We start from the raw sequence: 24,940 nt of genomic DNA, 5'->3' as shown, positions 1-24,940 counted from the left end.
CGGAAGGCATGGTTAGGTAGACCTAACCCGCTCTCACCATCCATGTGACCACGCCCGCCCCGCCCGGCGCAACAATGTGCCGACACACTGTCGGAAAGCGCGTCCCGCGCTCAGACCTCGCCCAGCCCCGCCCAGCGGGCCCCGATCCCGACCAGCGTCACCTCGCGCCGTTCGTCGTCCGTGTCACCGACCGCGCGGTGGATCACCACCTGCAGCCGGTCGTCCGAGAGCTCCTCGACCTTGCCGTCGCCCCACTCCACGACGACCACCGACTCCGGCAGCGACACGTCGAGGTCCAGGTCCTCCATCTCGTCGAGCCCGCCGCTCAGGCGGTACGCGTCGACGTGGACCAGCGCGGGACCGCCGGTCAGCGACGGATGGACACGGGCGATCACGAAGGTGGGCGAGGTCACGGCGCCACGCACCCCGAGGCCCTCGCCGAGCCCCCGGGTCAGCGTCGTCTTCCCGGCGCCGAGCTCACCGCTGAGCATCACGAGGTCGCCGGGGCGCAGGACAGCCGCGATCCGGCGGCCGAGGGCCTGCATCTGTTCGGGGGATTCGACGGCCAGGCGCACGGTGACGGTGCCCGGCGCGGCGCCTTCGTCTGGCTCAGCCGTCAGGCTGTTGTGCGGTGCTTCCATGCCCGCCAACGTTAGCCGCTGCCGGCACCGCTCCGACGCGTACCAGCAGGTCCGCCAGCCGGTCCGTCACCGTCTCCGGGTGTTCCAGCATCACCAGATGACCGGCGTCCGGGACGATGACCAGCTCCGCCTCCGGGAGCTGGTCCGCGATGGCCTCGCTGTGCGAGCTGGGCGTCACCAGGTCCTTGTCGCCCGCCAGGATCAGCACCGGGAGGTCGCGGAAGGCGGGCAGGACGTGGCTCTTGTCGTGTTCGGTGAAGGCCGGGTAGAACTCGGCGACCACATCGATCGGGGTGGACTCGATGAGCCGCTCGGCGAACCGTTCGACCGCCGGGTCCACGTCCCGCGAGCCGAACGAGTACCGCTTGATCAGGCCGGCGAAGAGATCGGCGGTCGCCCGTCGGCCCCGCTCCACCAGTTCGGCCTGGGAGCCGAGCGCCCTGAGCACCCCGGGCAGCACCCTTCGCACCGCGTTCACACCCGCGATCGGCAGCCCGAAACTGACCTCGCCCAGCTTGCCGCTCGATGTGCCGACGAAGGCCACGGAGGCGACCCGGTCCCGGATGAGCTGGGGGTACTGCTCGGCGAGCGCCATCATCGTCATGCCGCCCATCGAGTGCCCGACCAGCACCAGCCGCCCTTCCGGGGCGGCCGCGTCGATGACCGCCTTCAGATCCCGGCCGAGCTGGTCGATGCCGACCGTCACCCCGTCCGCCTGGGCCCGGCCCCGCTCGGAGCGGCCGTGGCTGCGCTGGTCCCAGTGGACGGTACGGACCAGACCGCGCAGCGCCGCCCGCTGGAAGTGCCAGGAGTCCTGGTTGAGGCAGTAGCCGTGGCTGAAGACCACGGTGACGGGTGCGGGCGCCTTGCGGCCGAAGAGCCGACGGCGGCGCGTACCGACCCCGGTGGCGGTCGTGCTCTCGCCGCCCGGACCGGTCCCCGCACCGCCGTCCGGCTCGACCTCGTCGATCTCGTAGTACAGCTCGGTGCCGTCGTCGGCCGTGGCCCGGCCGGGCAGCCCGCGCAGCGAGCCGTACGGCCCCGAGGCGTCCAGCGCCAGCCTGGCCCTCCTGCGCATGCCCCGCCCCACGGTCAGCCGCTCGACCGCGACGCCCGCGGCTGCTCCGGCCGCGATCACACCTATGGCGGCCCCGGCGAACCCCGCCCGGCGCCAGCCGACCGCCGTGGCGGCGTCCGTCACCGCGTCCCCCGCGCTGATCTCGCTCACCGTGCCGCGCTCCTCGTCGGTCGTATCCGTCAGGTCAGGGCTGGTCTGTTCCAGTCGTGCTCAGATCGTGCCTGGTCAGGGGCGCTTGATCGGTCAGGACTCGGCCGGGGTGCCATGCAGATGGACGCGCGGCACACGGGTGCCGATCCGGGTCACGATCTCGTACGCGATCGTGTCGGCGGCCTGCGCCCAGTCCTCGGCGCTCGGCTCGCCCCGGTCCCCGGGGCCGAAGAGCACCGCCTCGCTGCCCACCTCGACCTCGTCCCCGTCGAGGTCGACGACGAACTGGTCCATGGCCACCCGCCCCGCGATCCGCCGCCACACTCCACCGACCAGGACGGGCGCGCGGCCGGAGGCATGGCGCGGGATGCCGTCCGCGTAGCCGACCGGCACCAGGCCCAGGGTCGTCTCGGCGGAGGTGGTGTAGTGATGTCCGTAGCTGATCCCGTGACCGGCCGGCACCTGCTTGACCAGGGCGATCGACGCGACGAGCGTCATCACGGGACGCAGTCCGAAGTCGGCCGGGGTGCCGAGCTCGGGGCTGGGCGAGATGCCGTACATCGCGATCCCGGTCCGTACCAGATCGAAGTGCGCCTCGGGGATCGTCAGCGTCGCCGGGGAATTGGCCATGTGGCGCACCTCGGGGTCGACGCCCTCCTTCTCCGCGTACGCGACCATGTCGCGGAACACGTTCAGCTGAGCGGCGATGGAGGGGTGGCCCGGCTCGTCGGCGCAGGCGAAGTGGGACCAGAGGCCGGTGATCCTGACCGTGCCCGCGTCCTCGGCGGCGCGGGCGGCGGCGACCAGCTCGGGCCAGTCGGCGGGCTGACAGCCGTTGCGTCCGAGGCCGGTGTCGGCCTTGAGCTGGACACGGGCCGGGATGCCCGCCTCCGTGGCCGCGGCGACGACCTCGCGCAGGGCCCACATCCCGCTCACCGACACGTCGATGTCGGCCTCGATCGCCTCGCGCCAGGGGCCGCCCGGCGTCCACAGCCAGCACATCACCCGGCCGCCGAGGCCGGCGGCCCGCAGCGCGAGCGCCTCCTGCGGCGTCGCGGTGCCCAGCCAGGTCGCCCCGGCCTCCAGCGCGGCGCGGGCGCAGGGCACCGCTCCGTGCCCGTACGCGTCGGATTTGACGACGGCCATGAGGTGCGCACCGGCCGCCCGCGCGCGCAGTTCACGCACATTGGCGCGCAATGCGGCGAGGTCGATCTCGGCACGGGCTCTCAAGGACGCTGTCTCGTTCATCGCGCCCAGTCTCTCAGAGGCGTACGGCAGGCCCTGCGGGCGGCGGGTCGGGCAGGGGCCGCCACCAGCGGCGTCCGCTGTACCGCGGGGGGCCATCTCAGTGCCGGCGCAGCTCGTGTTCCAGATGATCGACGAGAACCGGGACATGGCTGTGCGGTACGTCCTTGACCGCCGTGACGAGCGTCACCGGGCCGCCCTCGCGGACCAGTTCCACCAGCTCGTCGACGGCCGCCGTGTGGACGGGGTCGGCCAGTTCGGCGCGGTAGCGGTCGGCGAACTCGTCGTAGCGGGTGCCGGTGCGGTCCTCGTGGTACCAGGCACGGAGCTCGGTCGACGGGGTGACGTCCTTGAGCCACCTGTCGATCCCGGCCCGGTCCTTGGCCACGCCGCGCGGCCAGAGCCGGTCGATGAGGACCCGGGTGCCGTCGCCGTCCTCCTGCGGGTCGTACACCCGGCGTACGCGCACGTCGGTACCGCTGCCCTTGCTGGTGCCCACGATCGGCCTCCTGTCGGCGTCCGCCCGCCGTCGCCCGCTGCTGCCCGGCGCTCTCTGCGCCCAGGATCACTCAGGCCCGTACGTCCCGCCATGCCGCCGGGATCGCCTCCGCGACGTCCTGCGCGGCGACGGGGGCGCCGTCCGCGGCGTGGCGGGCGGCCAGGCCGTGCAGATACGCGCCGACCGACGCGGCGTCGCGCGGGGCGAGGCCCGCCGCCAGCAGGGAGCCCGTCAGGCCGGAGAGGACGTCGCCGCTGCCGGCCGTGGCCAGCCAGGAGGTGCCGGTCGCGTTGACCCGTACGGGGGTGTGCGCGGTGTCGGTGGCGACCAGGGTCGTCGATCCCTTGAGCAGGACCGTGGCGCGGTGGCGGGCGGCCAGTTCCCGTACGGCGGCGAGCCGCCCCGCCTCGACCTCCCCGCGCGGGACGCCCAGCAGGGCCGCCGCCTCACCGGCATGCGGGGTGAGGACGGTCGGCGCGGTGCGCGCGCGTACGGCGGCGGCGTCGAGCAGCCGCAGCCCGTCCGCGTCGACGAGCACCGGAACATCCGTCTCCAGCACGTCGCGGACCGCCTCGACGGCCTCCGCGCCGTCACCGAGCCCCGGCCCGACGACCCATGCCTGCACCCGCCCCGCCTTCGACGGCGGGCCCTCGTGGACCAGCGTCTCCGGATGGCGGGCGATCACCGCGTCCGCGCCCGGACCGACGTACCGCACGGCCCCCGCGCCGCCCCGCAGCGCCCCCGAGACGGCCAGCACCGCCGCCCCCGGATACCGCGCCGACCCGGCGACGACGCCCACGACGCCCCGCCGGTACTTGTCGCTCTCGCTCGCGGGCACCGGCAGGAGCGCGGCGACGTCCGCGTACTGCAGCGCCTCCAGGTCGGGTACGTCCGGCAGCTCCGGCCCGAGCCCGATGTCGACCAGGTGCAGCGCGCCCGCCAGGCCGGCGGCCGGGTCGACGAGCAGCCCCGGCTTGTACGTGCCGAAGGTGACGGTGGCGTCGGCCCGCACCGCCTCGCCGAGCACCTCGCCGGAGCCGGCCTCGACCCCGCTGGGCAGGTCGACGGCCACGAAGGCCGCGCCGGTCGCCTCGAAGGCCCGCACCAGCGCGGCGGCGTCCGGGCGCAGCCCGCCCCGCCCGCCGATGCCGGTGATCCCGTCCACGACGAGATCGATGTGCCCGCCCCAGGCGCTCGTCGCGCTCTCCGCCACGCGCCCGCCCGCCGCCAGCAGCGCCGCGAGCCCGCCCTCGTGGGCGCGGCCGGGCGAGGTGAGCACGGCGCGCACGCCCGCGCCGCGGCGGGCCAGTCGGGCACCCGCGTACAGCGCGTCGCCCCCGTTGTCACCACTGCCGACGAGCAGGACCACCCGGGCCCCGTACACCCGTCCGCGTCGGCGCAGCACATCGGCGCAGGCCGCCGCGAGGCCCGCCGCGGCACGCTGCATCAGGGCGCCCTCGGGGAGCCGGTCCATCAGGGCGCGCTCGGCGGCCCGTACGGTCTGAACGCTGTACGCGGTACGCATGTGCTCAACCCTCCGCGATCACCACGGCCGACGCCACCCCCGCGTCATGGCTGAGCGACACGTGCCAGTTCCGTACGCCCAGTTCGGCCGCGCGAGCGGCGACGGTGCCGCTGACCCGCAGCCGGGGCTGTCCGCTGTCCTCGACGTACACCTCGGCGTCCGTCCAGAGCAGACCGCCCGGCGCGCCGAGTGCCTTCGCGAGAGCCTCCTTGGCGGCGAACCGCACGGCGAGCGAGGCGATACCGCGCCGCTCGCCGCTGGGCAGCAGCAGCTCGCTCTCCACGAAGAGCCGGTCGGCCAGGTGCGGCGTACGCTCCATCGCCGCGTCGAACCGTTCGATCTCGGCCACATCGATCCCGACCCCGATGATCACGCGTGTTCCTTCACTGCTCGCTACTCCACGGTCACGGACTTCGCCAGATTGCGCGGCTGGTCCACGTCGTTGCCGCGGGCCGTCGCCAGCTCGCAGGCGAAGACCTGCAGCGGCACGGTCGACACCAGCGGCTGAAGCAGCGTAGGCGTAACGGGAATCCTGATGAGGTGGTCGGCGTACGGCACGACCGCCTCGTCGCCCTCCTCGGCGATGACGACGGTGCGGGCGCCGCGGGCCCGGATCTCCTGGATGTTCGACACGATCTTGTCGTGCAGCACCGACCGGCCGCGCGGCGAGGGCACGATCACGACCACGGGCAGATCGTCCTCGATGAGCGCGATCGGCCCGTGCTTGAGCTCGCCCGCGGCGAACCCCTCGGCGTGCATGTACGCGAGTTCCTTGAGCTTCAACGCGCCTTCCAGGGCCACGGGATAGCCGACGTGGCGGCCCAGGAAGAGCACGGTGTCGTGGTCGGCGAGGGAACGGGCCAGCGCGCGAACGGGCTCCATGGTCTCCAGGACCCGTTCGACCGCCCCGGAGATCTCGGAGAGCTGGCGGATGACGGTCCGGATCTCGTCGCCCCACTTCGTGCCGCGGAGCTGGCCGAGGTACAGGGCGACGAGGTAGCAGGCGACGAGCTGGGTGAGGAAGGCCTTGGTGGAGGCGACGGCGACCTCGGGCCCCGCGTGCGTGTAGAGCACGGCGTCGGACTCCCTCGGGATGGTGGAGCCGTTCGTGTTGCAGATGGCCAGGACCTTCGCGCCCTGTTCGCGGGCGTGCCGCAGGGCCATCAGGGTGTCCATGGTCTCGCCGGACTGGGAGATCGCGACGACGAGGGTGCGGTGGTCGAGGATCGGGTCGCGGTAGCGGAACTCGCTGGCCAGCTCGGTCTCGCAGGGAACGCGGGTCCAGTGCTCGATGGCGTACTTGGCGATCATCCCGGCGTGGAACGCGGTGCCGCAGGCGACGATCACGACCTTGTCGACCTCGCGGAGCTCGCGGGGGGTGATCCGCACCTCGTCGAGGTGGAGCCTGCCCGCGCCGTCGATCCGCCCGAGGAGGGTGTCGGCGACCGCCTTGGGCTGTTCGGCGATCTCCTTGAGCATGAAGTAGTCGTGGCCGCCCTTCTCGGCGGCGGAGACGTCCCAGTCCACGTGGTACTCGCGGACGTCGGCGGGCCGCCCGTCGAAGTCGGTGACGGTGACGCCCTCCCGCCGCAGCTCCACCACCTGGTCCTGTCCCAGCTCGATCGCGGAGCGGGTGTGTGCGATGAACGCGGCCACGTCGGAGGCCAGGAACGACTCGCCCTCCCCCACCCCGACCACGAGCGGCGAGTTGCGCCGGGCCCCGACCACCGCGTCGGGCGCGTCCGCGTGCACGGCCACCAGGGTGAAGGCGCCTTCGAGGCGCCGGCACACCTGGCGCATCGCCTCCGCCAGGTCCGCGCAGGACGAGAACGCCTCGGCGAGGAGGTGGGCGACGACCTCGGTGTCGGTCTCGGAGGCCAGATCGTGGCCGCGCTCGGCGAGTTCGGCGCGCAGCACGGCGAAGTTCTCGATGATCCCGTTGTGCACGACGGCGACGCGGCCGGCGTTGTCGAGGTGCGGGTGGGCGTTGGCATCGGTGGGGGCGCCGTGGGTGGCCCAGCGGGTGTGGCCGATGCCGGTGGTCCCGGCCGGGAGCGGCGCCTCGGCCAGCGTCTTCTCCAGATTGACGAGCTTGCCCGCCTTCTTCGCGGCGGCCAGACCGCCGTCCGCGAGGACGGAGATGCCGGCCGAGTCGTAGCCCCGGTATTCGAGGCGCTTCAGGCCCGCGACGACGACGTCCTGCGCCGACTGCCCACCGACGTATCCCACGATTCCGCACATACCGTTCCCTTCCTGTAGCCCGCCCCTCTTCTTCGCATCGTCGCAGAAGGTGAACGGAGCGGCAGAAATCGTGACGGACGACGAGAACGGAGGTCGTCCGGCGGCCTCGAACCGGCCCGATCCGGACGAAAGGGCCTGAGGACTGCCCGTAACGCCCGCCAGGGGTTTCGGGACAGCCCTCAGGCCAGCAGCAGCGGCATGTCCCAGTCCGAGGGCGCGCCCCCGGCGGAGTACGCGTCCAGGGCCAGGGCCAGGCCCGCCGCCCCGTCGAGGTATCCGGAGACGTCCGTCCCGAACGGCACCTTCGTCATGGTGAAGCGGTACCCGAAGGGCAGTTCCGGGTCGAAGGCGTCGACCAGCGGGGCCGCGATCCGGTCCCGGACCTCCTCGATCCGGTCGTCGGCGAAGTGCTCGTTGAGCCGCCCGAGCTGGTGCAGGGCGCCCGCCCAGCCGTGGCACAGCGCGTTGTCGTCGATGTCCCACCGGTCCGGGGTCAGCGTCAGCAGCCGCTCCACGGACGCCTTCGCCGTGCCGGCCCAGTCCGCGCGGTCCAGTGCCAGCCCGGCCAGTTGCAGCGCACGCGAGACCGCGGGGGCGCCGTAGCACCAGGCGGGCCGTCCGGCGGGGGTGGCGAAAGCGTCGGGTCCGGCCAGCCACTCGTCGAGGCTCAGGTACGGGGGCCAGTACGGCCCGTGCTCGTCGCGCACCGCCCACCGGGTGAGCAGTGCGACGCACGCCTCGATGGCCTCCCGCTGGTCCGGCACGCGGACCCCCTGCCGCCAGGCGAGCGAGAGCAGGGCGAGCGGCCCGGCCACCCCGTGCGAGAGCCCGAGGTTGAGGTGGCCGTCGGGCAGTCGGTCCTCCGAGCCGATCCGGGGCGCGTCCAGGGCCCACCACCGCGGCACCTTGTGGCCGCGGTGTTCCACCTCCCCCCGCGCGAGGCGGGTCAGATAGGTGAGGGTGGTCTCCAGTTCCTCGCCGCAGGTCTCGGCGCGGGCCAGCAGATAGCGGCCCACCCCCGTCATCCCGCGCACCACCTCGTAGTGCCCGATGGTGGGCAGCGGGGAGTTCTCCGGGACGGCGGGCAGCGCGGTGCGGACCAGGTCCCGCTGGTAGCCGTCGAGCCGCCGGAGCGCGGAGACGTAGCCGCCCGTGGCGCGATGGGCGATCAGAACCGCGAAGGCGAGGGCGCCGGGCCCCTTGAAGATGCCGCTCGGGGTGGTGTCGCCGAGGGCCGCGGCCGAGGTGGCGGCGGCGAGGTACCCGTGCGCGCGGGCGGTACGGTCGGTGCCCGGACGGGCGGCGCCGCTGAAGGCGATGGCCAGGCCGGGGCTGCCGCTGCCCAGGGTCATCTCGGCCCAGATGGCCTCGGTCTCGCCGGTGTCGTTGGCCTCGGCCGGGATCCGGGTCGCGGCCAGGGTGGCGGCGGGGTCGGCCAGCCGGTCGAGGATCCGCTCCGAGACCTGTCCGGCGCGCTCGCGCAGTTCGGTTCGGTCGAGGGTGGTCATCGGGCGCTCCTGACGGCTGCGGCGGTGGACCGGGCCGCGTGTTCGCGGCGGGCGATGCGGGTGCGGGCGGCTCCGCGCAGGACCGCGTAGGCACGGGCCTCCGCCGCCTGGTCGATGCCGAACAGCCGGTTGTGCCGCATGTGCAGCAGCGACAGCACGGCCTCGTCACGGTCGGCCTCCGCGGCGGCCAGCACCAGCTTTCCGTAGGCCGCCGGTTCGGGCGAGTGGGCCCACAGCTCGGCGAGCGCGGGGACACCGAGTTCGGCCGCGGCGCGGCGGGCGGTGTCGCCGGGGAGGTCTCCGGGCCGGATCAGCCGGTCGGCCAGGGCACGATGGCGCTGGTAGACCTCGTGGTCGGCGCCCTTGGTGAACATGTGGACCGCCCAGGCGCACCAGTCCCAGTCGCCGAGCGAATCCAGCAGCACCGCGTGCCCGGCGGCCGCGAGGACGTCGTCGGGCACGGCCGCCGCCCCGGCGCGGCGCGCCCGGAGCTGGACCAGAGCGGATTGACTGTCCGTCAGAAACAGTCCTTCGACGGCCTCCTGCGCCGAGGGGCCGAGGTAGCGGTCGGTCTCGGGACGGTACGCGTCCAGCGTCATCCCGCGCACCGCGCCGCTCTCGGTGAGCCGCCGCACGTGCCGGGCGACGGCGGGCAGGACCCGTCCGTTCAGCGCGGCCGGATCGCCGTGGAGGCGCAGCCGCAGATGCGGGTCGGGGTCGCGGTAGCGGAGGAAGAACCAGCGGTCGATGTCCGCGTCGATGTCGGCCAGCAGCACGGGGAGGTGTTCGGCGAGCAGGGTGTCGTGGGCGGCCTGCTCGGCGTACAGCTTGACGGTCAGCCAGTCCTCGCCGGGCAGGTGGAACGCCGTGGGCGCGTACCGGAGCACGGACTTGGCGAGCGCCGGTGCGTCCTCCTGCGGACGGTCGGCCGCCGGGGTGCGCGGGGCACGGACGAGCGGGACGACGATCTCGGTGCTGTACCCGGAGTTCCAGCCGAGCCCGGCACCGTCCGCGGTGAGGTCCTCGTAGAGCTGGAACCGGGGTTCCGCCGCGGTCAGTTCGGCACGCAGCAGCCCCTGGTCCCACGGTTCGCGCAGATCGATCGGGAACATCTGGTCGTTGCGGGCGATCTGGATCCGGTCGGGCACCCGGCCCCGGCGGCGCCAGTCGCGCAGCCCCTCCTCCCACACGGCCGTGCTGCCCGAGCGCGCCGCGTCCATCAGGCGGCGCCCCGCGAGCCAGCGGCGCGGCGCGGCCAGCACACGGCCGTAGCGGACGCGCGGGAGGTACGGGAGGACGTCGAGCCCCGCCCAGTCCCAGCCGGACCAGACCCGGGGCCGGGCCGCGGCGAGGTCGGAGAGGAAGCGGGCGACGGGCGGGGCCTGCGCGTCGAGGGCCAGCATGTGCGGGAAGACGGGCACGACCTGACGGCCAGTCGGACCGTGCAGCAGTCGCAGTCCGTCCTCGCCCGCGGCGACCAGGAGGGTCCGCCAGTCCAGGCAGTGCGGGTCGCCGCGGTCGTCCGCGACGCCGACCGGTATGCGGTACGGCAGCAGCGGCGGCACCTGCACGATGTTCAGCGAGCGCGGGTCGGTCGGCATGATGTCGACCTGGGCCACGAGCACGTCCTCGTCGCCGGGTCCGGGAGCCGGGCCCGCGGCCAGCTCGGCGAGTTCGTCGGTGAGCCCGGCGACGGTGGCGAAGCGGCCCGCGGTCGCACCGGCCGTCCACGAGCCGATGTGCGGACTGCCCAGGAGCAGGAACTCGCCCCGGTCGACGGCCTCCTGGCTGTCGGCGAGGATCTGGAAGCAGAGTTCCAGGGTGCGCGGCGCGCGGCCCCCCGGGGTGTGCCCGACGGCCTTGGCCAGACGTGCCACGTCCACGTCGGTGAGTTCGATGTCGCCGCCGTCGAGGACGGCCTGCTGGACGAGTTCGGCGATCGCGGCGCGGCGGGGACGGTCGGCGTCCTCGCCGGGGCCGGTACGGGGGTGGGCCGGCGCGGAGGAGCCGTACTCGGGCGGCAGGCCGAGGCCGCGGTGCGGGTCCACCAGGTCGGCGAGCGGGACGGCGGACGCGGTGCCGTACCGCTCGATGAACCGGTCGCGGTAGTCCCGCATGTACGCGAGCGTGGTCCACTCCGGGGTCATCGCCCAGATCGCGGCGGCGTAGCGGCGCACCTCCTCGCCGATCGTCTCCGGCAGCACGATGTCGGCGGGCATCCGCAGGTCCACATGGACGGGCGGCCGTCGGCCGCTGTCCACGTCGTCGCCGTCCAGGGCGCGGACGGCGGCGAGCAGCGCCCGCCAGGAGTCCTGTCCCCGGCCGGGCGGGTCCGCCTCGTGGGTGGCAGCGGCGGCGCGGACGGCCCGCAGTCCTTCGGCGGCGCCCGGCACGGCCCCGTCGACGGCGGCCTCGACACGGTCGAGGAGGGTGGCGTCGATGCGGTACGGGGTGAGGGAGGTGAGCAGGTGGCCGTGCTGGACGAGGCCGGCGAGGAGGCCGTCGATGCGGCCCGGCTCGACGGACGGGAAGCGGGCGCCCAGGTCGTCGACAAGTGCCGCGTACGGGACGGGCCGCGCGGCGGCCTCGCGGACCACGGCGACCAGCGCGTTGTCCCGGACCGAGATCTCGCGCTCGCCGGTGTGCAGGGTGAGCCGGCCGTCGCGTCGGACGCACAGGTCGTTGAGGACGACGTCGGTCCGGCGGCGGACCTCGGGGACGGCGAGCCAGTCGAGCACCCGGCGGTGCAGCCAGAGGCCGTCGAGCCGGACCGACACCTCTCCGGGGCCGGTGAGCGCGGCCTTGGCGGTGGGACCGAAGGCGGCCCGGCCGACACCCGCGAACAGGCCGAAGGGCGTGGGCCGGCCACCGGCGCGGCGTGCGTACCGGGTGAGCGTCCTGGCCGCACTGAGCGTCCGCTTCCGGCCGAGGGCGGCGGCGCCCTCGGCGGTGGCGAGGCGCTGGAGGCTGAGCGAGAGACTGCCGCTGGCGACCTCGACGGCCTGGCGGAGCAGCGGGTCACCGGCCAGGCGGCGGAGTCCCGGCACGGGGTCGTCGGCATCGATACGGGCCTCGGCGCGGTCGCGCGGCGCACTCGCCATCCGCACGAGCACCGGCTCGCGGACCTCGAAGAGATCCAGGTCCAGGTCCGGTTCCAGGTCTGGTCGCACGTCGGCAGCCCCCATGGTGCGGCGGTACGGGAAAGCGAGGTGGTGGTACGGCGAGGCGGAGCGGGCCGGGCCCACTCCGCCTCGCCTCACTTCGGTCGGTCCCGCGTCGGTCGACGCCGACGCATGTGCCGCGTCAGCAGCAGACCGGACAACGGGTGCCGATCGCGTAGCTGCTCGGCGAGGAGTACGTACCGGCGCCGAACTCCTGGGTCTCGTCGGAGACCTCCGAGATGCGGAGGTCGAGGTCCAGGTCGGCGGAGACGTCGTTGGCGAGAATCATTTCGGTGCGCATGTGTACCCCCAAAGGGTCAGTGAAGCGAACAAATGATTGAAATACCTGAGCGCCTGTTCGGCTCTCCTGTGCTCACCTTTCACTGCGGCACCGCTGCTCGGGGAGCCCGTTTTCGGCCAACCGGAAGAACGGCGAAACGGCCCGGTCCAGGCGACAAGAACGCGGCAGTACGGGCCCGCGTGCACCCGGAACGACGGAATCCACCCCTGTGGACAGAAGCTTCTCCTCTCCGGCCGCACCGCGCGATCAACGCCCCAGGCGGACTCCGGCGCCCGGGATCACGGCCTGGCAGGGTCCCACCCGTCACCATCCGGCCGCTCCGCACGGCTCGCCGCACATTCGGCGTGATGTCACCCTTGCCGCTGACACGCTTCACTGCATATCGACAGAACTCGAAAAGAGTGCCGATGGATTCGGCGAAGCCTGCCGCGTACCGGGAAAACCGGTGTTTCAGCGCTTGAGGAACTCCAGGAGGTCCTTGGTGAACTTCTCCTTGTCGCCGGGGACGAGGGCGATGCCGTGGGAGCCTCCCTCGTAGACCTTGAGGGTCGCGTGCGGGACGAGCCGGGCGGACTTGCGGCCCGTGGCGTCGATGGGAACGACCTGGTCGTCGTCGCCGTGCACGACGAGCGTGGGGATGTCGAACTTCTTCAGGTCCTCGTGGAAGTCCGTGGCCGCGAAGGCGTCGACACAGGCGACGCCACCCTCGATGGTCTCGGCCATGGCCATGTACCAGAAGGCGTCCTTGTTGCCCTGGGTGACCTTGCTGCCGCTGCGGCCGGCACTGAAGAAGCCCACCGCCGTGTCCTTCCAGAACTGCGAGCGCTCGGCGAGGATGCCCTTCTTGATGTCGTCGAAGACCGACTGCGGCACACCCTCGGGGTTGTCGGGGCCCTGGAGCATCAGCGGAGTGATCGCCGAGAGCAGCACCGCGGACCTGATCCGGCCGGTTCCGTGCCGGCCGATGTAGCGGGCGAGTTCGCCGCCGCCCATCGAGTGCGCGACCAGGGTGACGTCCCTCAGGTCCAGTTGGGTGATCAGGTCGTCGAGGTCGTCGGCGAAGGTGTCGAAGTCGTAGCCGTCCCAGACCGGGGTGGAGCGGCCGTGACCGCGCCGGTCGTGGGCGATGCCGCGGAACCCGTTGTCCGCGACCGCTTTCAGCTGGTCCTGCCAGGCGTCCCCGTTCAGGGGCCAGCCGTGGATGAAGACGACCGGGCGGCCTCGGCCCCAGTCCTTGTAGAAGATGTCGACACCGTCACGTGTGATCACCGTGGGCATGCTGCTGTCCTCTCGGGTCTGCTGCGGGCCCCCGTTCCAGACTGCGGCCGGGCTCCCGAGGCGCAAATCGGAGCGGGGGTACCCACCGGCCGCACCCGTCGTTCCGGGCGCGGCACCACGCCGCCTCGGGCAGGGCAGGGCCGGGCTCGCTCAGCGGCCACGGCATCCGCACCGCAGTGCACCTTCAGGGTCCTGGGACAGCCGGCTCAGGCGCAGGTCGACAGCGGAGGGGGCCCACCGCGCACCGGGATACCGAAGACGTGCTCGCGGAGCGGCAGTGACGGCGGCGGCCACTCGGCCTGCTCCCGGGCAGCAGCACACCCCGCTCCCGGGGCAACCGGGGCGGGGCGGGGCCGACGAGGTCCGACGGTCAGCCGGCGGACGTGTACGTGACGAACTCCGCCCACGCGTCCGGCGTGAAGCCGAGGCGCGGGCCGGGGATGTTCTTGGAGTCGCGTACGTGGATGACGCTCGCGGTCTCCGCGACCTCGACGCAGGAGGGCCCATCGGCGGTGCTGTAGCTGCTCTTGAACCAAGTCAGCCCGGGCAGGGCGTCGGCCGAGGGCTTCGCGCTCATGTCTCTCCCAGTAATTCCGTAATGAAGGTCCTTGAAAACCGAGGCGTGAGCGCCTGGGACCGGATCAGGCCGTACCGCATCTCAAGGATCTGGACCTCCCTGGGATCGGTGATCAGGCGGCTGGTGAGCTGGACCTCGTTGTGCCCCACAGCTTTGCCGTCCTTCAGCTTAAGCACTCGATGTGAACCGTCCAGCCCCGCATGCTCCACCGTCTCGGTCGGCATGACCTGAATCTCGACATGCCTCAACGACCCCAATTCCAGGAGGTGTTCAAGCTGACGACGCAACACCATTTTGCCTCCGGTCGGCCGCCTCAGCGTTGCCTCCTCCTGAACGAACGTCAGCAGCGGGGCAGGCTGTCGTTCAAAGATGGACTGACGGTCCAGACGTGCAACCACTCGGCGTTCCAACTCACCCTCGGAAAAGGCGGGGCGTCGCCCCTCATGCAAGGCTCGGGCGTACTCCTCCGTCTGGAGCAGACCATCCACGACATCGCTGGCATACGACCCGATCTCGACTGAATCCGCCTCCAGCTTCGCCAGATCGCGGACCTTCTTCGGGTACCGCGCCTCCACCAGATCCTTCTTCATCGCGGCGATTTTGCCGCCCGCGCTCAGGATCTGGTCCGCCTTGTCCAGGAACTCCGGCTTGGGGATGCGCTTCCCGGACTCCACCTTGTAAACCTGGTTCTCCCCATAGCCGATCGCATGGCCCAGGTCCGCCGCGCGGAGGCCGGCCGACTCCCGCCAGAGCCGAATCTGTCGGCCGACCGCTGCGATCACCGCTCCCGAGTCGTCCTCCGGGTCGAAGTCCCAATCGTCGTCATCCGCCCCGCCCGCCATGTACTTCCTGCTGTCCTCGCTCGCCATACGACACCCACCTCCACCCGTACCCGCACCAGTTCGCGCTCGACGCCGTACCAGTTGGACAGACCCGCACAACCACTGGACAGTCACTGTCCGTACGCACGTCATTGCTGTTCAGAGTAGGCAACTCCGACCACGCTGAGTGACGTGAACCGAGAAATCACCCCACCGCGTGCCCGCAGCGGGCAGTTCGCCGTGCAGCTCTCCGCCACCCGTCGGGGCGCCCGGCTCGCCCGGCTCCTCGCGACCGAGCAACTCCGTTCCTGGGGGCTGCCGCTGGAGGATGCCGGGCACGTCATCGCCGAGCTGGCGTCCAACGCCGCGCTGCACGGGTACGTGCCGGGGCGGGACTTCCGCATCGCGCTGACCGTCACAGGGGACACGCTCCGTATCGAGGTCTCCGATGCTCGCGGGGATGTGCTGCCCCGAGTGCCGGAGCGGAGCGACGACTCCGAGGCGGGGCGCGGGCTGTTGCTCATCGAGGCGATCGCCATCCGGTGGGGCGTGCAGGTGGGGCCCTTCCCGCGCAAAACCGTCTGGGCGGAGGTGGCCCTCACCGGATCGTGACATTCGCGACCCGGCGTGCCACGTCCCGGTGAACCGCGACCCGGCGCGCCCCGACGTAAAAGGCTTTCAAGGCTTTGGGGAGAAGAAACTCCCCGACCCAACCCCGACCCCTACCCCGGCCTCACGCAGGGGCACACACACGCCCTGTCACTCACACGGGTGAGGATCACCAACTCGACTGGCATTCCGCCTGGTTGGCGGGCATATGCTCGCCTCCACAACCACAGACATGCGTCGGCCCCCGGCCGGGACTCGCAATCCCGATCGAGGGCCTGACCACCGAGGAAGACGGAACCTTCCCGATGGATACCCAGCAGATTAGCGCGCCCCCACGCACCCCGTCCCGTGTACCCGTGGACACCACACCGACATCCGGTGTCATGCACATCAATTCCCGGCACACCACTCGCTTCACCGTGGTCGGCAATCACCTCGCCCAGCACCGCGAGCTCTCGCTCCTCGCGATCGGCCTCGCCACCCACATCCAGTCACTCCCCACCGGGGCGAAGGTCGGGATCAAAACCCTCACCCAACGCTTCCCGGAAAGCGAAGCCCGCATCGCCGCCGCCCTGCGCGAACTGGAAGCCCACGGCTACCTGAAACGCACCCGCGAACGTCTCCCCGACGGCCGCGTCATCACCCGCACCTGCTCGTACAACCAGCCGGGCAACTCCACCCCGCACAAGCGCCCGGCACCCAAACCGCGGCCCCGGCCGAGACCGCACCGCGCCGCTCGCCAGGCCCCTGCACCCGAGCAGTCGCCCCACGTCCCCGCCCCCACCTCACCCGAACCCCCGCCCCCACCGCTACCCCGACCCGACCATCCCCTCCTCCAACACCACCACGCCGCCATCGCCCTCCTCACCGGCCTCCACCGCGACACTCCCCAACTCGCCCTCACCGAAAGGGACATCCACGCCCTCGCCCCGCCGTCGCCACCTGGTACGAACGCGGCGCCACACCCACCGCCATCCGCCACGCCCTCACCGACGACCTCCCCCACCCCCTCAGACACCCCTCCAAACTCCTCCGCCACCGCCTCACCCACCTCCTCCCGCCACCACGCACCGTGCTCCGCCAACCCACCCCACTCCAGAACTGCAACCACTGCGACCGCGCCTTCCGCTCCCCCGCCCCCGGCAACTGCCGCGACTGCGAGAGCGGGCCGTCACTCACGGGGTAGCCATGGACAGTGGTCGGGAAGTGGCACCCTCGGGGAGCCGCGCGGGCCGGCTCCTCGACGAACCGTGCCTGAAGCGCTGCCTCCCGCGTTCGGGCCCATGGGCACGCACGCCCGAAGAGACTGCACGTTGACGCCCGCCCGGACCGACGACACCTTCGTCAGGGCCCGCGGAACCCTCCGGGCGTCCGTCCACCGGGACGTGCCCCTCGCACCACCTGGTGGATGCGTCAGCCGCGACGCTGCCGGTTTCTCGGATGGTTGCGGGCGGTGCGTTCGTTGCCGAACTTGTAGGCGCCGGTCCAACGGGCCATGACGGCCTGGGCGTCGCCGGAGGTCACCTCGGCGGCGAACCGTGCGGCGCGGTCACCGCGCAGAGTGGTGGCCTTGCGGCCGCGGTGTGTGATGACGACCGTACCGTCGGCGTGGGTCTCGTAACTGAATCCGGAAGGCGCGGGCATGTCCGGACTGTGCCTCATCCCTGTCGGCAGCGCCACGTAAAAAGCTCTGCCCACGGGCCAGTCGGCGTGGACGGCGACGCCGTGGGCCGCAGCGGGCCGCAGCGGCGGTGCGCCTTCCTGCCCCCGCCGTGCCGTACCGGGCACCGCGTCCCGTGCGAACCTTTCCGTGCCCTGCGGGGAACAAGGGGTGACATGCTCACCCACCGAGTCCACAGGAGCCGATGTGACCGGACCACCGGCCAGCCCCGACGACGACGCCGAGCTCGTCGCGCAGTCGCTGGAGCAGCCCGAGATCTTCGCCGGGCTCTACGACCGCCACGCACCCGACATCCACCGCTATGCCGTCCGCCGCCTCGGGGAGGGCGCGGCGGACGACATCACGGCGGAGACCTTCCTCATCGCGTTCCGCTCACGGCGCCGTTACGACCGCACGCGCCACAGCGCCCGCCCCTGGCTGTACGGCATCGCCGCCAATCTCATCGGCAAGCAACGGCGTGGCGAGGAGAGGGCTCTGCGAGCCCTGGCCCGTACCGGGCAGGACCCGGTGGCCGCCTCCTGGAGCGACCGCTGCGACGACCGGATCTCCGCGCAGGGGCCGCTGGCCGGGGCGCTCGCCTCGCTGTCGCCCGGCGACCGTCATGTGCTGCTGCTCGTCGCCTGGGCCGACCTCGGATACCAGGAGGTCGCCGAGGCGCTCGGCATCCCTCTCGGCACCGTGCGGTCCCGGCTCAATCGCGCCCGCCGCAAGGTACGTGAAGCGCTCAGCCTGGATCCCTCGTTCACACCCGACGCCATGGAGCTGACCCCGTCATGGACGAAATGACCACGCTGCGCGAACTGCGCGCCGACGCACCCGTCCCGGACCGCTCCGCACTCGCCGCGGGTCGGCAGCGACTCGTCGAGGCCGCCGGTGGCGCAGCCGCGCGACGCGGTGTCCGCCGGCTGCGGGCCGACTGGCGGGTCGCCGCGTTCGGTGCCGCAGCCGCCATCACCGTGGCGGCCGTGCTCGGCACCCAGCTCGTCGACTCCGCCGCCCCCGACCGCTCCGGCCCCGCCTCGACGACCGGCACCCTGCGGCTGGACAGCCCCGCCGAGGTGCTGAACCGGGCCGCCGACGCACTGGAGAAGCAGCAGGCGGCCCCGGAGCCGCGCGACGACCAGTGGATCTACACGAAGACGGTGATGGCCCAGCCGGAGGGCTCAGGATTCGGCCGCTTCTCCTACGCCCCCGACAACTGGGTCCCGTACGACAACTCCGCCGCGGCCAAGAACGGGAAGGACGACGACTACCGCACGGCCCGCCAGGTCTACCGGGCCGCCAATGAGCTGCCCGCCGATCCGGCGCGGCTGCTGGCGGAGGTCCGTTCGTTCTATCCGACGGGCCACACCCCCGAAAGCCCGCCCGAGCCCGAGGCCGTGCACAGCTTCCGCGCGATGGGGCTGATGGTCGAGGCCTATCCGATCGCGCCCCGCGCCCTGGCCGGCATCTACCGGGCGCTGGCCACCGTCCCCGGGGTGCACGTCACCGACCACCTGGTGAAGGACGCGGCCGGGCGCGAGGTCATCGCCATCACCCGGAAGGAGGACGGCACGCACCAGCAGCGCGAGATCCTCATCGACCCGACCACCTTCGGCTACGCCGGACAGCGGTTCGTGGTCACCGAGGACTACACGCTCCGGCTCTCCTCCGGCAAGACGAAACTGCCGCCGGAGAAGTTCAAGGCCGGTCAGATCACGCTGAGCGAAGCCCGCGTCGCGGCCGCCGTCGTCGACGCCGAGGGCGAGAAGCCCTGACACGACCGGGAGCTCGGACCCGGCAGCCGGGCACGGGCGCGGGGGAGCACGACCGGGAACCGGGTCCGGTGTCCGCCACAGGGGTGCGGACACCGGACCCCTGCCTGCCAACCGCCCGCCGGACCCCACGTGACCCACCCCACCCCCCGCTCCGTTCAAACTCCCGCAACAATGAACACGTGATCACTTCGCCGCCACGAAGCACCCCCCGCCGTGCCGAGCACGCGGCGACGCCGTACGTCGATCTGTCGCGCGCCGAGTGGAGCGCCCTGCGCGACAAGACGCCGTTGCCGCTGACCGCCGACGAGGTGGAGCAGCTGCGCGGGCTCGGGGACGTGATCGACCTCGACGAGGTCCGGGACGTCTATCTGCCGCTCTCCCGGCTGCTCAACCTCTACGTCCAGGCCACCTCGGGCCTGCGCGGCGCCCTGAACACCTTCCTCGGGGACGCGGGCAACGGCCACGGGGCGCAGCGCGGCACCCCGTTCGTCATAGGGGTCGCGGGCAGTGTCGCGGTGGGCAAGTCCACCAGCGCCCGCATCCTCCAGGCGCTGCTGGCCCGCTGGCCCGAACACCCGCGGGTGGAGCTCGTCACCACGGACGGGTTCCTGCTGCCGATGAAGGAGCTGAAGGCGCGCGGGCTGATGTCGCGCAAGGGGTTCCCCGAGTCGTACGACCGCCGGGCGCTGACCCGGTTCGTCGCCGACATCAAGGCCGGCAAGGACGAGGTGACGGCGCCCGTCTACTCGCATCTGATCTACGACATCGTGCCGGGCGAGCGGCTCACCGTGCGCCGCCCCGACATCCTGATCGTGGAGGGGCTGAACGTGCTCCAGCCCGCGCTGCCCGGAAAGGACGGGCGGACCAGGGTCGGGCTCGCCGACTACTTCGACTTCAGCGTGTACGTGGACGCGCGGACCGAGGACATCGAGGCCTGGTACCTCAACCGGTTCCGGAAGCTGCGCGAGACGGCGTTCCAGAACCCGTTCTCGTACTTCCGCAAGTACACCCAGGTCTCCGAGGAGGAGGCCATGGAGTACGCGGCGACGATGTGGCGGACCATCAACAAGCCCAACCTGGTGGAGAATGTCGCGCCCACTCGGGGCCGTGCCACCCTGGTGCTGCGCAAGGGGCCGGACCACAAGGTCCAGCGGCTGTCCCTGCGCAAGCTCTGAAACGTCCAGCCCTCCAGGAGTGTCCGCGTGCTGCACCTGCGCCTGATCGTTCCCGCCGACCGTACGGACGAGGTGGTGCACCTGGTGGAGAACACCGTCGGGACGACGCATCTCGTGGTGATGTCCGGGGTCGCCCGGAGCCCGGCGGGCGACGTGGTGCTGTGCGACGTGGCCCGTGAGGCGGGCGACGAGCTGATCTCCGCGCTGCGCGGGCTCGGTGTCGACAAGTCGGGTTCGATCACCGTCGAGAACATGGACCTGACACTCTCCGCGCACGCCGACGAGGCGGAGAAGGCGGCGCCGGGCGAGGGCGCGGACGCGGTGCTGTGGGAGGAGCTGACGGAGGCGACCCACGAGGAGTCGACCTTCAGCGTCACCTACGTGTCGTTCCTCGCGGTCGCGACGATGCTCGCCGCCTGCGGTGTGATGCTCGACAACGCGATCCTGATCGTGGGTGCCATGGCGGTCGGCCCGGAGTTCGGGCCGCTGGCCGGCATCTCCACGGCCCTGGTGCAGCGCGCCCCGCGGTTGGTGTGGCGGTCGCTGGTGGCGCTGATCTGCGGCTTCGCCGTCGCGATGGTGCTGACCGCCGGATTCGCCTGGCTGATGGACGCCTTCGGGCTGTTCACCCGCGCGATGATCGAGGCGGACCGGCCCAATACCTCGTTCATCTGGAAGCCGGACCCGCTGTCGTTCGTGGTGGCGTTCCTGGCCGGGATCGCCGGAACGCTCTCGCTCACCTCGGCGAAGTCCGGGGCCCTGATCGGGGTCGCGATCTCCGTGACGACGGTGCCGGCGGCAGCCAACGCGGCGGTGGCGTTCAGCTACACCGACTACGGCCAGATGTGGGGCTCGGCGGCCCAACTGCTGGCGAACCTCGGCGGAATCGTGGTCGCGGGGACGCTGACGCTGCTGCTCCAGAAGGCCCTGTGGGCCGCACACCGCCGCCGGGCGGGCCAGATGACACGCCCGTCGGCCGAGTAGCGCGAACAGGCTCTCTGTACCGGTGACCCACCTGCCCGTCGAGACCGCACAAGCGTCCATGAGGTGACGAAGCCCAGCGGTGAACGGCCGGGCGGACCCTGGTGCGAAGCTGTGCCGTCCCGCTGTCAGTGGCCTGTCCTAGTGTTCGTGCGGCTGACGGGAACTCCCCGGTACCGCCCGCGCACGACCGGGCAGGTCGACTACACCGTCCGGTACGCCGGCGACACCCAGCACACCGCCGCGGTCGGCGAGGCCACGGTCACCGTCGTCAAGTAGCGGCATCGTCGGATCGGGCGGTTCGCGGTGGTCCCCCTTCCCCCTCAAGGGGTCCGCCCGGACGCGCGAGGACGACCGCCCGCGGTGAGCGGGTGCCGGCCGTCGAAGCCGAGCGCGTACTTGAGGGAGCCGGATCACGGCGGCGTGATCCGGCTGCCGCGCTCCGGGGCGTGCTTCGAAGGTCCCGTCCGGCCGGGAACGGACGACGCCGCCTTCGAGACACTCCCTAACCGAGCGCGGACTTCACCACGTCGGCCAGCCGCTGGGCGACCGCGCGTGCCTGTTCGATGTCGGCCGCCTCGACCATGACCCGTACCAGCGGCTCCGTACCCGACTGGCGCAGCAGTACCCGTCCGGTGGAGCCCAGCTCGCGCTCGGCGTCGGCGACCGCCGCGGCCAGCTCCGGAGAGGTGTCCACCCGGGACTTGTCGACATCGCGGACGTTGATCAGCAACTGCGGCATGCGCTGCATGACGCCGGCCAGCTCAGCGAGCGTACGACCGGTCGCGGCGACGCGGGCCGCCAGCAGCAGACCGGTCAGCGTGCCGTCGCCGGTCGTGGCGTGGTCCAGGACGATGACATGGCCGGACTGCTCGCCGCCCAGCGCGTAGCCCTCGGCCTTCATCGACTCCAGTACGTAACGGTCGCCGACGGCGGTCTGGACGAGCCGGATGCCCTCCCGCTCCATCGCGATCTTGAAGCCGAGGTTGGACATGACCGTGCCGACCACGGTGTCCTTGCGCAGTTGCCCGGCCTCGCGCATGGCGAGGGCGAGCACGGCCAGGATCTGGTCTCCGTCGACCTCCTCGCCCGTGGCGTCCACGGCGAGGCAGCGGTCGGCGTCGCCGTCGTGTGCGATGCCGAGGTCGGCGCCGTGCTCGACGACAGCGGCCTTCAGGAGGTCCAGGTGGGTGGAGCCGCAGCCGTCGTTGATGTTCAGACCGTCCGGTTCGGCACCGATCGTGACAACCTCGGCACCCGCTCGCGTGAACGCCTCGGGCGAGACCCTGGCGGCGGCACCGTGCGCCTCGTCGAGGACGACCTTCAGACCGTCGAGCCGGTTCGGGAGGACGGCGACGAGGTGGGCGACGTAGCGGTCGAAGCCCTCGGTGTAGTCGGTGACCCGGCCCACCCCGGCGCCCGTCGGACGCGTCCAGGGCTCACCGGTGCGGTGCTGCTCGTAGACCGTCTCGATCCGGTCCTCCAGCTCGTCGGCGAGCTTGTGACCGCCGCGGGCGAAGAACTTGACACCGTTGTCCGGCATGGCGTTGTGGCTGGCCGAGAGCATCACTCCGAGGTCGGCGCCCAGCGCGCCGGTGAGGTACGCCACCGCGGGGGTGGGCAGCACACCGACCCGCAGGACGTCCACGCCCGCACTGGCGAGACCTGCCACGACGGCGGCCTCCAGGAACTCTCCGGACGCACGTGGGTCACGCCCCACCACGGCTGTCGGCCGATGCCCCTCAAAGGTGCCCGCCTCGGCGAGCACATGCGCCGCAGCGACCGACAGGCCGAGCGCGAGCTCAGCCGTCAGGTCCGCGTTGGCGACACCGCGCACACCGTCCGTGCCGAAGAGTCGTCCCACTGGTGTCCTCCGAAGATGCTCCGAAACCGCAAACCAAACCAAAGCAACACAACGCGACGCTGTGCATGCAGGCCTATGAACGTCTTATGCCGTTATACGCCCGAGCGCGCCGATAAACGAACGCCCCGGCAAGCACGAGGTGTGCAGCCGGGGCGAACGTGTAAAGCAGATGAGCAGGCTGTTTAGCGCTTGCTGTACTGCGGGGCCTTACGGGCCTTCTTGAGACCGGCCTTCTTGCGCTCGACCGCACGGTCGTCGCGGGAGAGGAAGCCGGCCTTCTTCAGCGTCGGGCGGTTGTTGTCGACGTCCGCCTCGTTCAGCGCACGGGCCACGCCGAGGCGCAGGGCACCGGCCTGACCCGAGACGCCGCCGCCCGAGATGCGGGCGATGACGTCGTAGCGGTTGTCGAGCTCGAGCACCTTGAAGGGCTCGTTGACTTCCTGCTGGTGCACCTTGTTGGGGAAGTAGTCCTCAAGGGTGCGACCGTTGATCTTCCACTTGCCGGTGCCCGGAACGATCCGGACGCGGGCGATGGCGTTCTTCCGACGGCCAAGGCCGGCGGCGGGCTGCGGGTCGCCGAAGCGGGACGCCAGCGACTCGCTGGTGTACTCGCCCTCGACGGGAACCTCGGACTCGAAGGTGGTCACCTCGGCGAAAACCTCTTCGCCCTCGACGGGGTTCTCAACAGTGGTCTCGGCCACGATTCTCCTCAGATCTTTCTTTTGGTCTTAGGGGGAGGCCGGAACTACTGCGCGACCTGGGTGATCTCGAACGGGACCGGCTGCTGAGCAGCGTGCGGGTGCTGGTCGCCCGCGTAGACCTTGAGCTTCGAGAGCATCTGACGGCCCAGGCTGTTCTTGGGGATCATGCCCTTGATGGCCTTCTCGACAGCCTTCTCGGGGTTCTTGTCGAGCAGCTCGTCGTAGCGGACGGAGCGGAGACCACCCGGGAACCCGGAGTGGCGGTACGCCATCTTCTGGGTCTTCTTGTTGCCGGAGAGGTGAACCTTCTCGGCGTTGATGATGATGACGAAGTCGCCCATGTCCATGTGGGGGGCGTAAATCGCCTTGTGCTTGCCGCGGAGGAGGTTCGCAGCCGTGGTGGCCAGACGGCCCAGGACGATGTCCTGCGCGTCGATGATGTGCCACTGGCGCGTCACATCGCCGGGCTTGGGGCTGTACGTACGCACGGTCGTAGCCTTCGCTTCTTCAGTGAGTGAGTCCTGACAAGGCCACCCGGACGATCACACCAGCCTTGGCGGCGCTGCGGGGACGCAACCCGAGTACCTGCCGCTGGTCATCGGCCCGGTGGACCGGCGTAAGGGCCCCTCGCGTGAGAACGACCAAGCCAATACGCATAACAAACCAGAAGAATACCGTCGCTCCCCCGCGCGGGTCAAAACAGCCCCCGGACCCCGGCCCTGCCGGGGTCCGGGGACCGGGAGCCTGGCGTTCAGGTGCCCCGGGATCAGGCCTCGGCTGCCGCGAACAGGTCCTCGGCGACCTCCGCCGTCAACGACCGGTCCAGCCACTCGCTCAGCACATCCAGATCGGAACACGAGACAACCCGCTCCCGCACCTGCTCCGACACCGCGATCCCCCGCTTGGAAAGAATCCGCAGAATGTCCTCGGCCCGCGCCATGGCACGCCCCTCAGCACGCCCCATGGCGCGCGCCTCGGAACGCAGGCGCTGGGACGTCTCCGAGCGGAAGAAAGAGAGGTCGACAGCCATCAGACGTCAGGCCTCGGTCGCCGCGAACAGGTCCTCGGCGACCTCCGCCGTCAACGACCGGTCCAGCCACTCGCTCAGCACATCCAGATCGGAACACGAGACAACCCGCTCCCGCAC

The 24,940-nt window shown here is 71.6% G+C and carries 24 protein-coding genes and 1 pseudogene; 7 read left to right on the top strand and 18 right to left on the bottom strand.

The annotated features are described in order from the left end of the window. Nucleotides 1-110: 110 nt before the first annotated feature. The 13 genes from tsaE to ACIRP2_RS09285 all read right to left on the bottom strand — a co-directional run bounded on the left by tsaE (nt 111) and on the right by ACIRP2_RS09285 (nt 15,073). On the bottom strand, nt 111-641 hold the full coding sequence (tsaE, locus tag ACIRP2_RS09345; RefSeq protein WP_404248097.1) for a tRNA (adenosine(37)-N6)-threonylcarbamoyltransferase complex ATPase subunit type 1 TsaE: 531 nt from the start codon (nt 639-641) through the stop codon (nt 111-113). Further along, complete coding sequence (locus ACIRP2_RS09340) at nt 610-1,869, bottom strand: alpha/beta fold hydrolase (protein WP_404248095.1); 1,260 nt, start codon at nt 1,867-1,869, stop codon at nt 610-612. The genes tsaE and ACIRP2_RS09340 overlap by 32 nt, the downstream gene beginning before the upstream one ends. Before the next feature lie 93 nt (nt 1,870-1,962). Further along, on the bottom strand, nt 1,963-3,117 hold the full coding sequence (gene alr, locus ACIRP2_RS09335; RefSeq protein WP_404248093.1) for an alanine racemase: 1,155 nt from the start codon (nt 3,115-3,117) through the stop codon (nt 1,963-1,965). A gap of 97 nt (nt 3,118-3,214) precedes the next feature. Next, a complete protein-coding gene (locus tag ACIRP2_RS09330; protein WP_404248091.1) occupies nt 3,215-3,613 on the bottom strand; it encodes a DUF488 domain-containing protein in 399 nt (132 codons plus the stop codon). A 70-nt stretch (nt 3,614-3,683) separates the two neighbouring features. After that, nucleotides 3,684-5,138 carry an NAD(P)H-hydrate dehydratase gene (locus ACIRP2_RS09325; RefSeq protein ID WP_404248089.1) on the bottom strand — a complete coding sequence of 485 codons (1,455 nt, stop codon included), beginning with the start codon at nt 5,136-5,138 and terminating at the stop codon, nt 3,684-3,686. Nucleotides 5,139-5,142: 4 nt separating this feature from the next. After that, complete coding sequence (locus ACIRP2_RS09320) at nt 5,143-5,511, bottom strand: holo-ACP synthase (RefSeq protein ID WP_351077969.1); 369 nt, start codon at nt 5,509-5,511, stop codon at nt 5,143-5,145. Between the two features lie 20 nt (nt 5,512-5,531). After that, the gene (gene glmS, locus ACIRP2_RS09315) at nt 5,532-7,379 is read right to left on the bottom strand and encodes a glutamine--fructose-6-phosphate transaminase (isomerizing) (protein WP_404248087.1); all 1,848 of its coding nucleotides are present in this window, start codon (nt 7,377-7,379) and stop codon (nt 5,532-5,534) included. 179 nt (nt 7,380-7,558) lie between these two features. Beyond that, the gene (locus ACIRP2_RS09310) at nt 7,559-8,887 is read right to left on the bottom strand and encodes a lanthionine synthetase C family protein (protein WP_404248085.1); all 1,329 of its coding nucleotides are present in this window, start codon (nt 8,885-8,887) and stop codon (nt 7,559-7,561) included. Beyond that, nucleotides 8,884-12,072: a lantibiotic dehydratase gene (locus tag ACIRP2_RS09305; RefSeq protein ID WP_404248083.1), complete on the bottom strand. Its 3,189-nt coding sequence runs from the start codon at nt 12,070-12,072 to the stop codon at nt 8,884-8,886. The genes ACIRP2_RS09310 and ACIRP2_RS09305 overlap by 4 nt, the downstream gene beginning before the upstream one ends. Before the next feature lie 118 nt (nt 12,073-12,190). After that, a complete protein-coding gene (gene lanA, locus ACIRP2_RS09300) occupies nt 12,191-12,349 on the bottom strand; it encodes an SCO0268 family class II lanthipeptide (RefSeq protein ID WP_376272242.1) in 159 nt (52 codons plus the stop codon). Nucleotides 12,350-12,799: 450 nt separating this feature from the next. Next, a complete protein-coding gene (locus ACIRP2_RS09295) occupies nt 12,800-13,627 on the bottom strand; it encodes an alpha/beta fold hydrolase (RefSeq protein ID WP_404248081.1) in 828 nt (275 codons plus the stop codon). Nucleotides 13,628-13,997: 370 nt separating this feature from the next. After that, nucleotides 13,998-14,204, bottom strand: a complete 207-nt coding sequence (locus tag ACIRP2_RS09290) for a DUF397 domain-containing protein (RefSeq protein WP_404248079.1) — start codon at nt 14,202-14,204, stop codon at nt 13,998-14,000. Beyond that, nucleotides 14,201-15,073, bottom strand: a complete 873-nt coding sequence (locus ACIRP2_RS09285) for a helix-turn-helix domain-containing protein (protein WP_404248077.1) — start codon at nt 15,071-15,073, stop codon at nt 14,201-14,203. The genes ACIRP2_RS09290 and ACIRP2_RS09285 overlap by 4 nt, the downstream gene beginning before the upstream one ends. A gap of 144 nt (nt 15,074-15,217) precedes the next feature. On the opposite strand from ACIRP2_RS09285, the gene ACIRP2_RS09280 reads away from it, so the two are divergent. Further along, nucleotides 15,218-15,637 (top strand): ATP-binding protein, encoded by a 420-nt coding sequence (locus ACIRP2_RS09280; protein WP_404248075.1) that lies wholly within the window; start codon nt 15,218-15,220, stop codon nt 15,635-15,637. 302 nt (nt 15,638-15,939) lie between these two features. Continuing rightward, nucleotides 15,940-16,820, top strand: a pseudogene (locus ACIRP2_RS09275) (helix-turn-helix domain-containing protein). A gap of 227 nt (nt 16,821-17,047) precedes the next feature. Here ACIRP2_RS09275 and ACIRP2_RS09270 read toward each other — a convergent pair. Then, complete coding sequence (locus ACIRP2_RS09270) at nt 17,048-17,278, bottom strand: hypothetical protein (protein WP_404248073.1); 231 nt, start codon at nt 17,276-17,278, stop codon at nt 17,048-17,050. Between the two features lie 223 nt (nt 17,279-17,501). Between ACIRP2_RS09270 and ACIRP2_RS09265 the strand changes: the two genes are divergently transcribed. The 5 genes from ACIRP2_RS09265 to ACIRP2_RS09245 all read left to right on the top strand — a co-directional run bounded on the left by ACIRP2_RS09265 (nt 17,502) and on the right by ACIRP2_RS09245 (nt 21,507). After that, nucleotides 17,502-18,101 (top strand): RNA polymerase sigma factor, encoded by a 600-nt coding sequence (locus ACIRP2_RS09265; RefSeq protein WP_404248071.1) that lies wholly within the window; start codon nt 17,502-17,504, stop codon nt 18,099-18,101. Continuing rightward, nucleotides 18,089-19,072: a CU044_5270 family protein gene (locus tag ACIRP2_RS09260; RefSeq protein ID WP_404248069.1), complete on the top strand. Its 984-nt coding sequence runs from the start codon at nt 18,089-18,091 to the stop codon at nt 19,070-19,072. Before ACIRP2_RS09265 ends, ACIRP2_RS09260 begins: the two co-directional genes overlap by 13 nt. A gap of 179 nt (nt 19,073-19,251) precedes the next feature. Beyond that, the gene (coaA, locus tag ACIRP2_RS09255; protein WP_404248067.1) at nt 19,252-20,247 is read left to right on the top strand and encodes a type I pantothenate kinase; all 996 of its coding nucleotides are present in this window, start codon (nt 19,252-19,254) and stop codon (nt 20,245-20,247) included. Nucleotides 20,248-20,274: 27 nt separating this feature from the next. After that, complete coding sequence (locus ACIRP2_RS09250; RefSeq protein WP_404248065.1) at nt 20,275-21,231, top strand: DUF389 domain-containing protein; 957 nt, start codon at nt 20,275-20,277, stop codon at nt 21,229-21,231. A 147-nt stretch (nt 21,232-21,378) separates the two neighbouring features. After that, nucleotides 21,379-21,507, top strand: a complete 129-nt coding sequence (locus ACIRP2_RS09245; RefSeq protein ID WP_404248063.1) for a hypothetical protein — start codon at nt 21,379-21,381, stop codon at nt 21,505-21,507. A gap of 226 nt (nt 21,508-21,733) precedes the next feature. Here the strand turns inward: ACIRP2_RS09245 and glmM are convergent, their stop codons facing one another. The 4 genes from glmM to ACIRP2_RS09225 all read right to left on the bottom strand — a co-directional run bounded on the left by glmM (nt 21,734) and on the right by ACIRP2_RS09225 (nt 24,823). Next, nucleotides 21,734-23,092 (bottom strand): phosphoglucosamine mutase, encoded by a 1,359-nt coding sequence (gene glmM / locus ACIRP2_RS09240; protein ID WP_404248061.1) that lies wholly within the window; start codon nt 23,090-23,092, stop codon nt 21,734-21,736. A 182-nt stretch (nt 23,093-23,274) separates the two neighbouring features. Continuing rightward, nucleotides 23,275-23,793 (bottom strand): 30S ribosomal protein S9, encoded by a 519-nt coding sequence (gene rpsI, locus ACIRP2_RS09235; RefSeq protein WP_404248059.1) that lies wholly within the window; start codon nt 23,791-23,793, stop codon nt 23,275-23,277. Nucleotides 23,794-23,837: 44 nt separating this feature from the next. Then, nucleotides 23,838-24,281: a 50S ribosomal protein L13 gene (rplM, locus tag ACIRP2_RS09230; protein ID WP_351078008.1), complete on the bottom strand. Its 444-nt coding sequence runs from the start codon at nt 24,279-24,281 to the stop codon at nt 23,838-23,840. A 278-nt stretch (nt 24,282-24,559) separates the two neighbouring features. Then, nucleotides 24,560-24,823 carry a hypothetical protein gene (locus ACIRP2_RS09225; protein ID WP_404248057.1) on the bottom strand — a complete coding sequence of 88 codons (264 nt, stop codon included), beginning with the start codon at nt 24,821-24,823 and terminating at the stop codon, nt 24,560-24,562. Between the last annotated feature and the right edge of the window lie 117 nt (nt 24,824-24,940).

The sequence above is a fragment of the Streptomyces sp. NPDC101194 genome (genome assembly GCF_044767885.1).
Lineage (GTDB): Bacteria > Actinomycetota > Actinomycetes > Streptomycetales > Streptomycetaceae > Streptomyces.
This window is presented reverse-complemented; position numbering and strand designations above follow the sequence as displayed.

Bases quoted from the DNA above. Each gene is read 5' to 3' on its own strand.
- tsaE (WP_404248097.1), bottom strand. From the start codon at position 641: ATGGAAGCACCGCACAACAGCCTGACGGCTGAGCCAGACGAAGGCGCC.
- alr (WP_404248093.1), bottom strand. From the start codon at position 3,117: ATGAACGAGACAGCGTCCTTGAGAGCCCGTGCCGAGATCGACCTCGCC.
- ACIRP2_RS09325 (WP_404248089.1), bottom strand. From the start codon at position 5,138: ATGCGTACCGCGTACAGCGTTCAGACCGTACGGGCCGCCGAGCGCGCC.
- glmS (WP_404248087.1), bottom strand. From the start codon at position 7,379: ATGTGCGGAATCGTGGGATACGTCGGTGGGCAGTCGGCGCAGGACGTC.
- ACIRP2_RS09310 (WP_404248085.1), bottom strand. From the start codon at position 8,887: ATGACCACCCTCGACCGAACCGAACTGCGCGAGCGCGCCGGACAGGTC.
- ACIRP2_RS09305 (WP_404248083.1), bottom strand. From the start codon at position 12,072: ATGGGGGCTGCCGACGTGCGACCAGACCTGGAACCGGACCTGGACCTG.
- lanA (WP_376272242.1), bottom strand. From the start codon at position 12,349: ATGCGCACCGAAATGATTCTCGCCAACGACGTCTCCGCCGACCTGGAC.
- ACIRP2_RS09295 (WP_404248081.1), bottom strand. From the start codon at position 13,627: ATGCCCACGGTGATCACACGTGACGGTGTCGACATCTTCTACAAGGAC.
- ACIRP2_RS09290 (WP_404248079.1), bottom strand. From the start codon at position 14,204: ATGAGCGCGAAGCCCTCGGCCGACGCCCTGCCCGGGCTGACTTGGTTC.
- ACIRP2_RS09285 (WP_404248077.1), bottom strand. From the start codon at position 15,073: ATGGCGAGCGAGGACAGCAGGAAGTACATGGCGGGCGGGGCGGATGAC.
- ACIRP2_RS09270 (WP_404248073.1), bottom strand. From the start codon at position 17,278: ATGCCCGCGCCTTCCGGATTCAGTTACGAGACCCACGCCGACGGTACG.
- ACIRP2_RS09260 (WP_404248069.1), top strand. From the start codon at position 18,089: ATGGACGAAATGACCACGCTGCGCGAACTGCGCGCCGACGCACCCGTC.
- ACIRP2_RS09225 (WP_404248057.1), bottom strand. From the start codon at position 24,823: ATGGCTGTCGACCTCTCTTTCTTCCGCTCGGAGACGTCCCAGCGCCTG.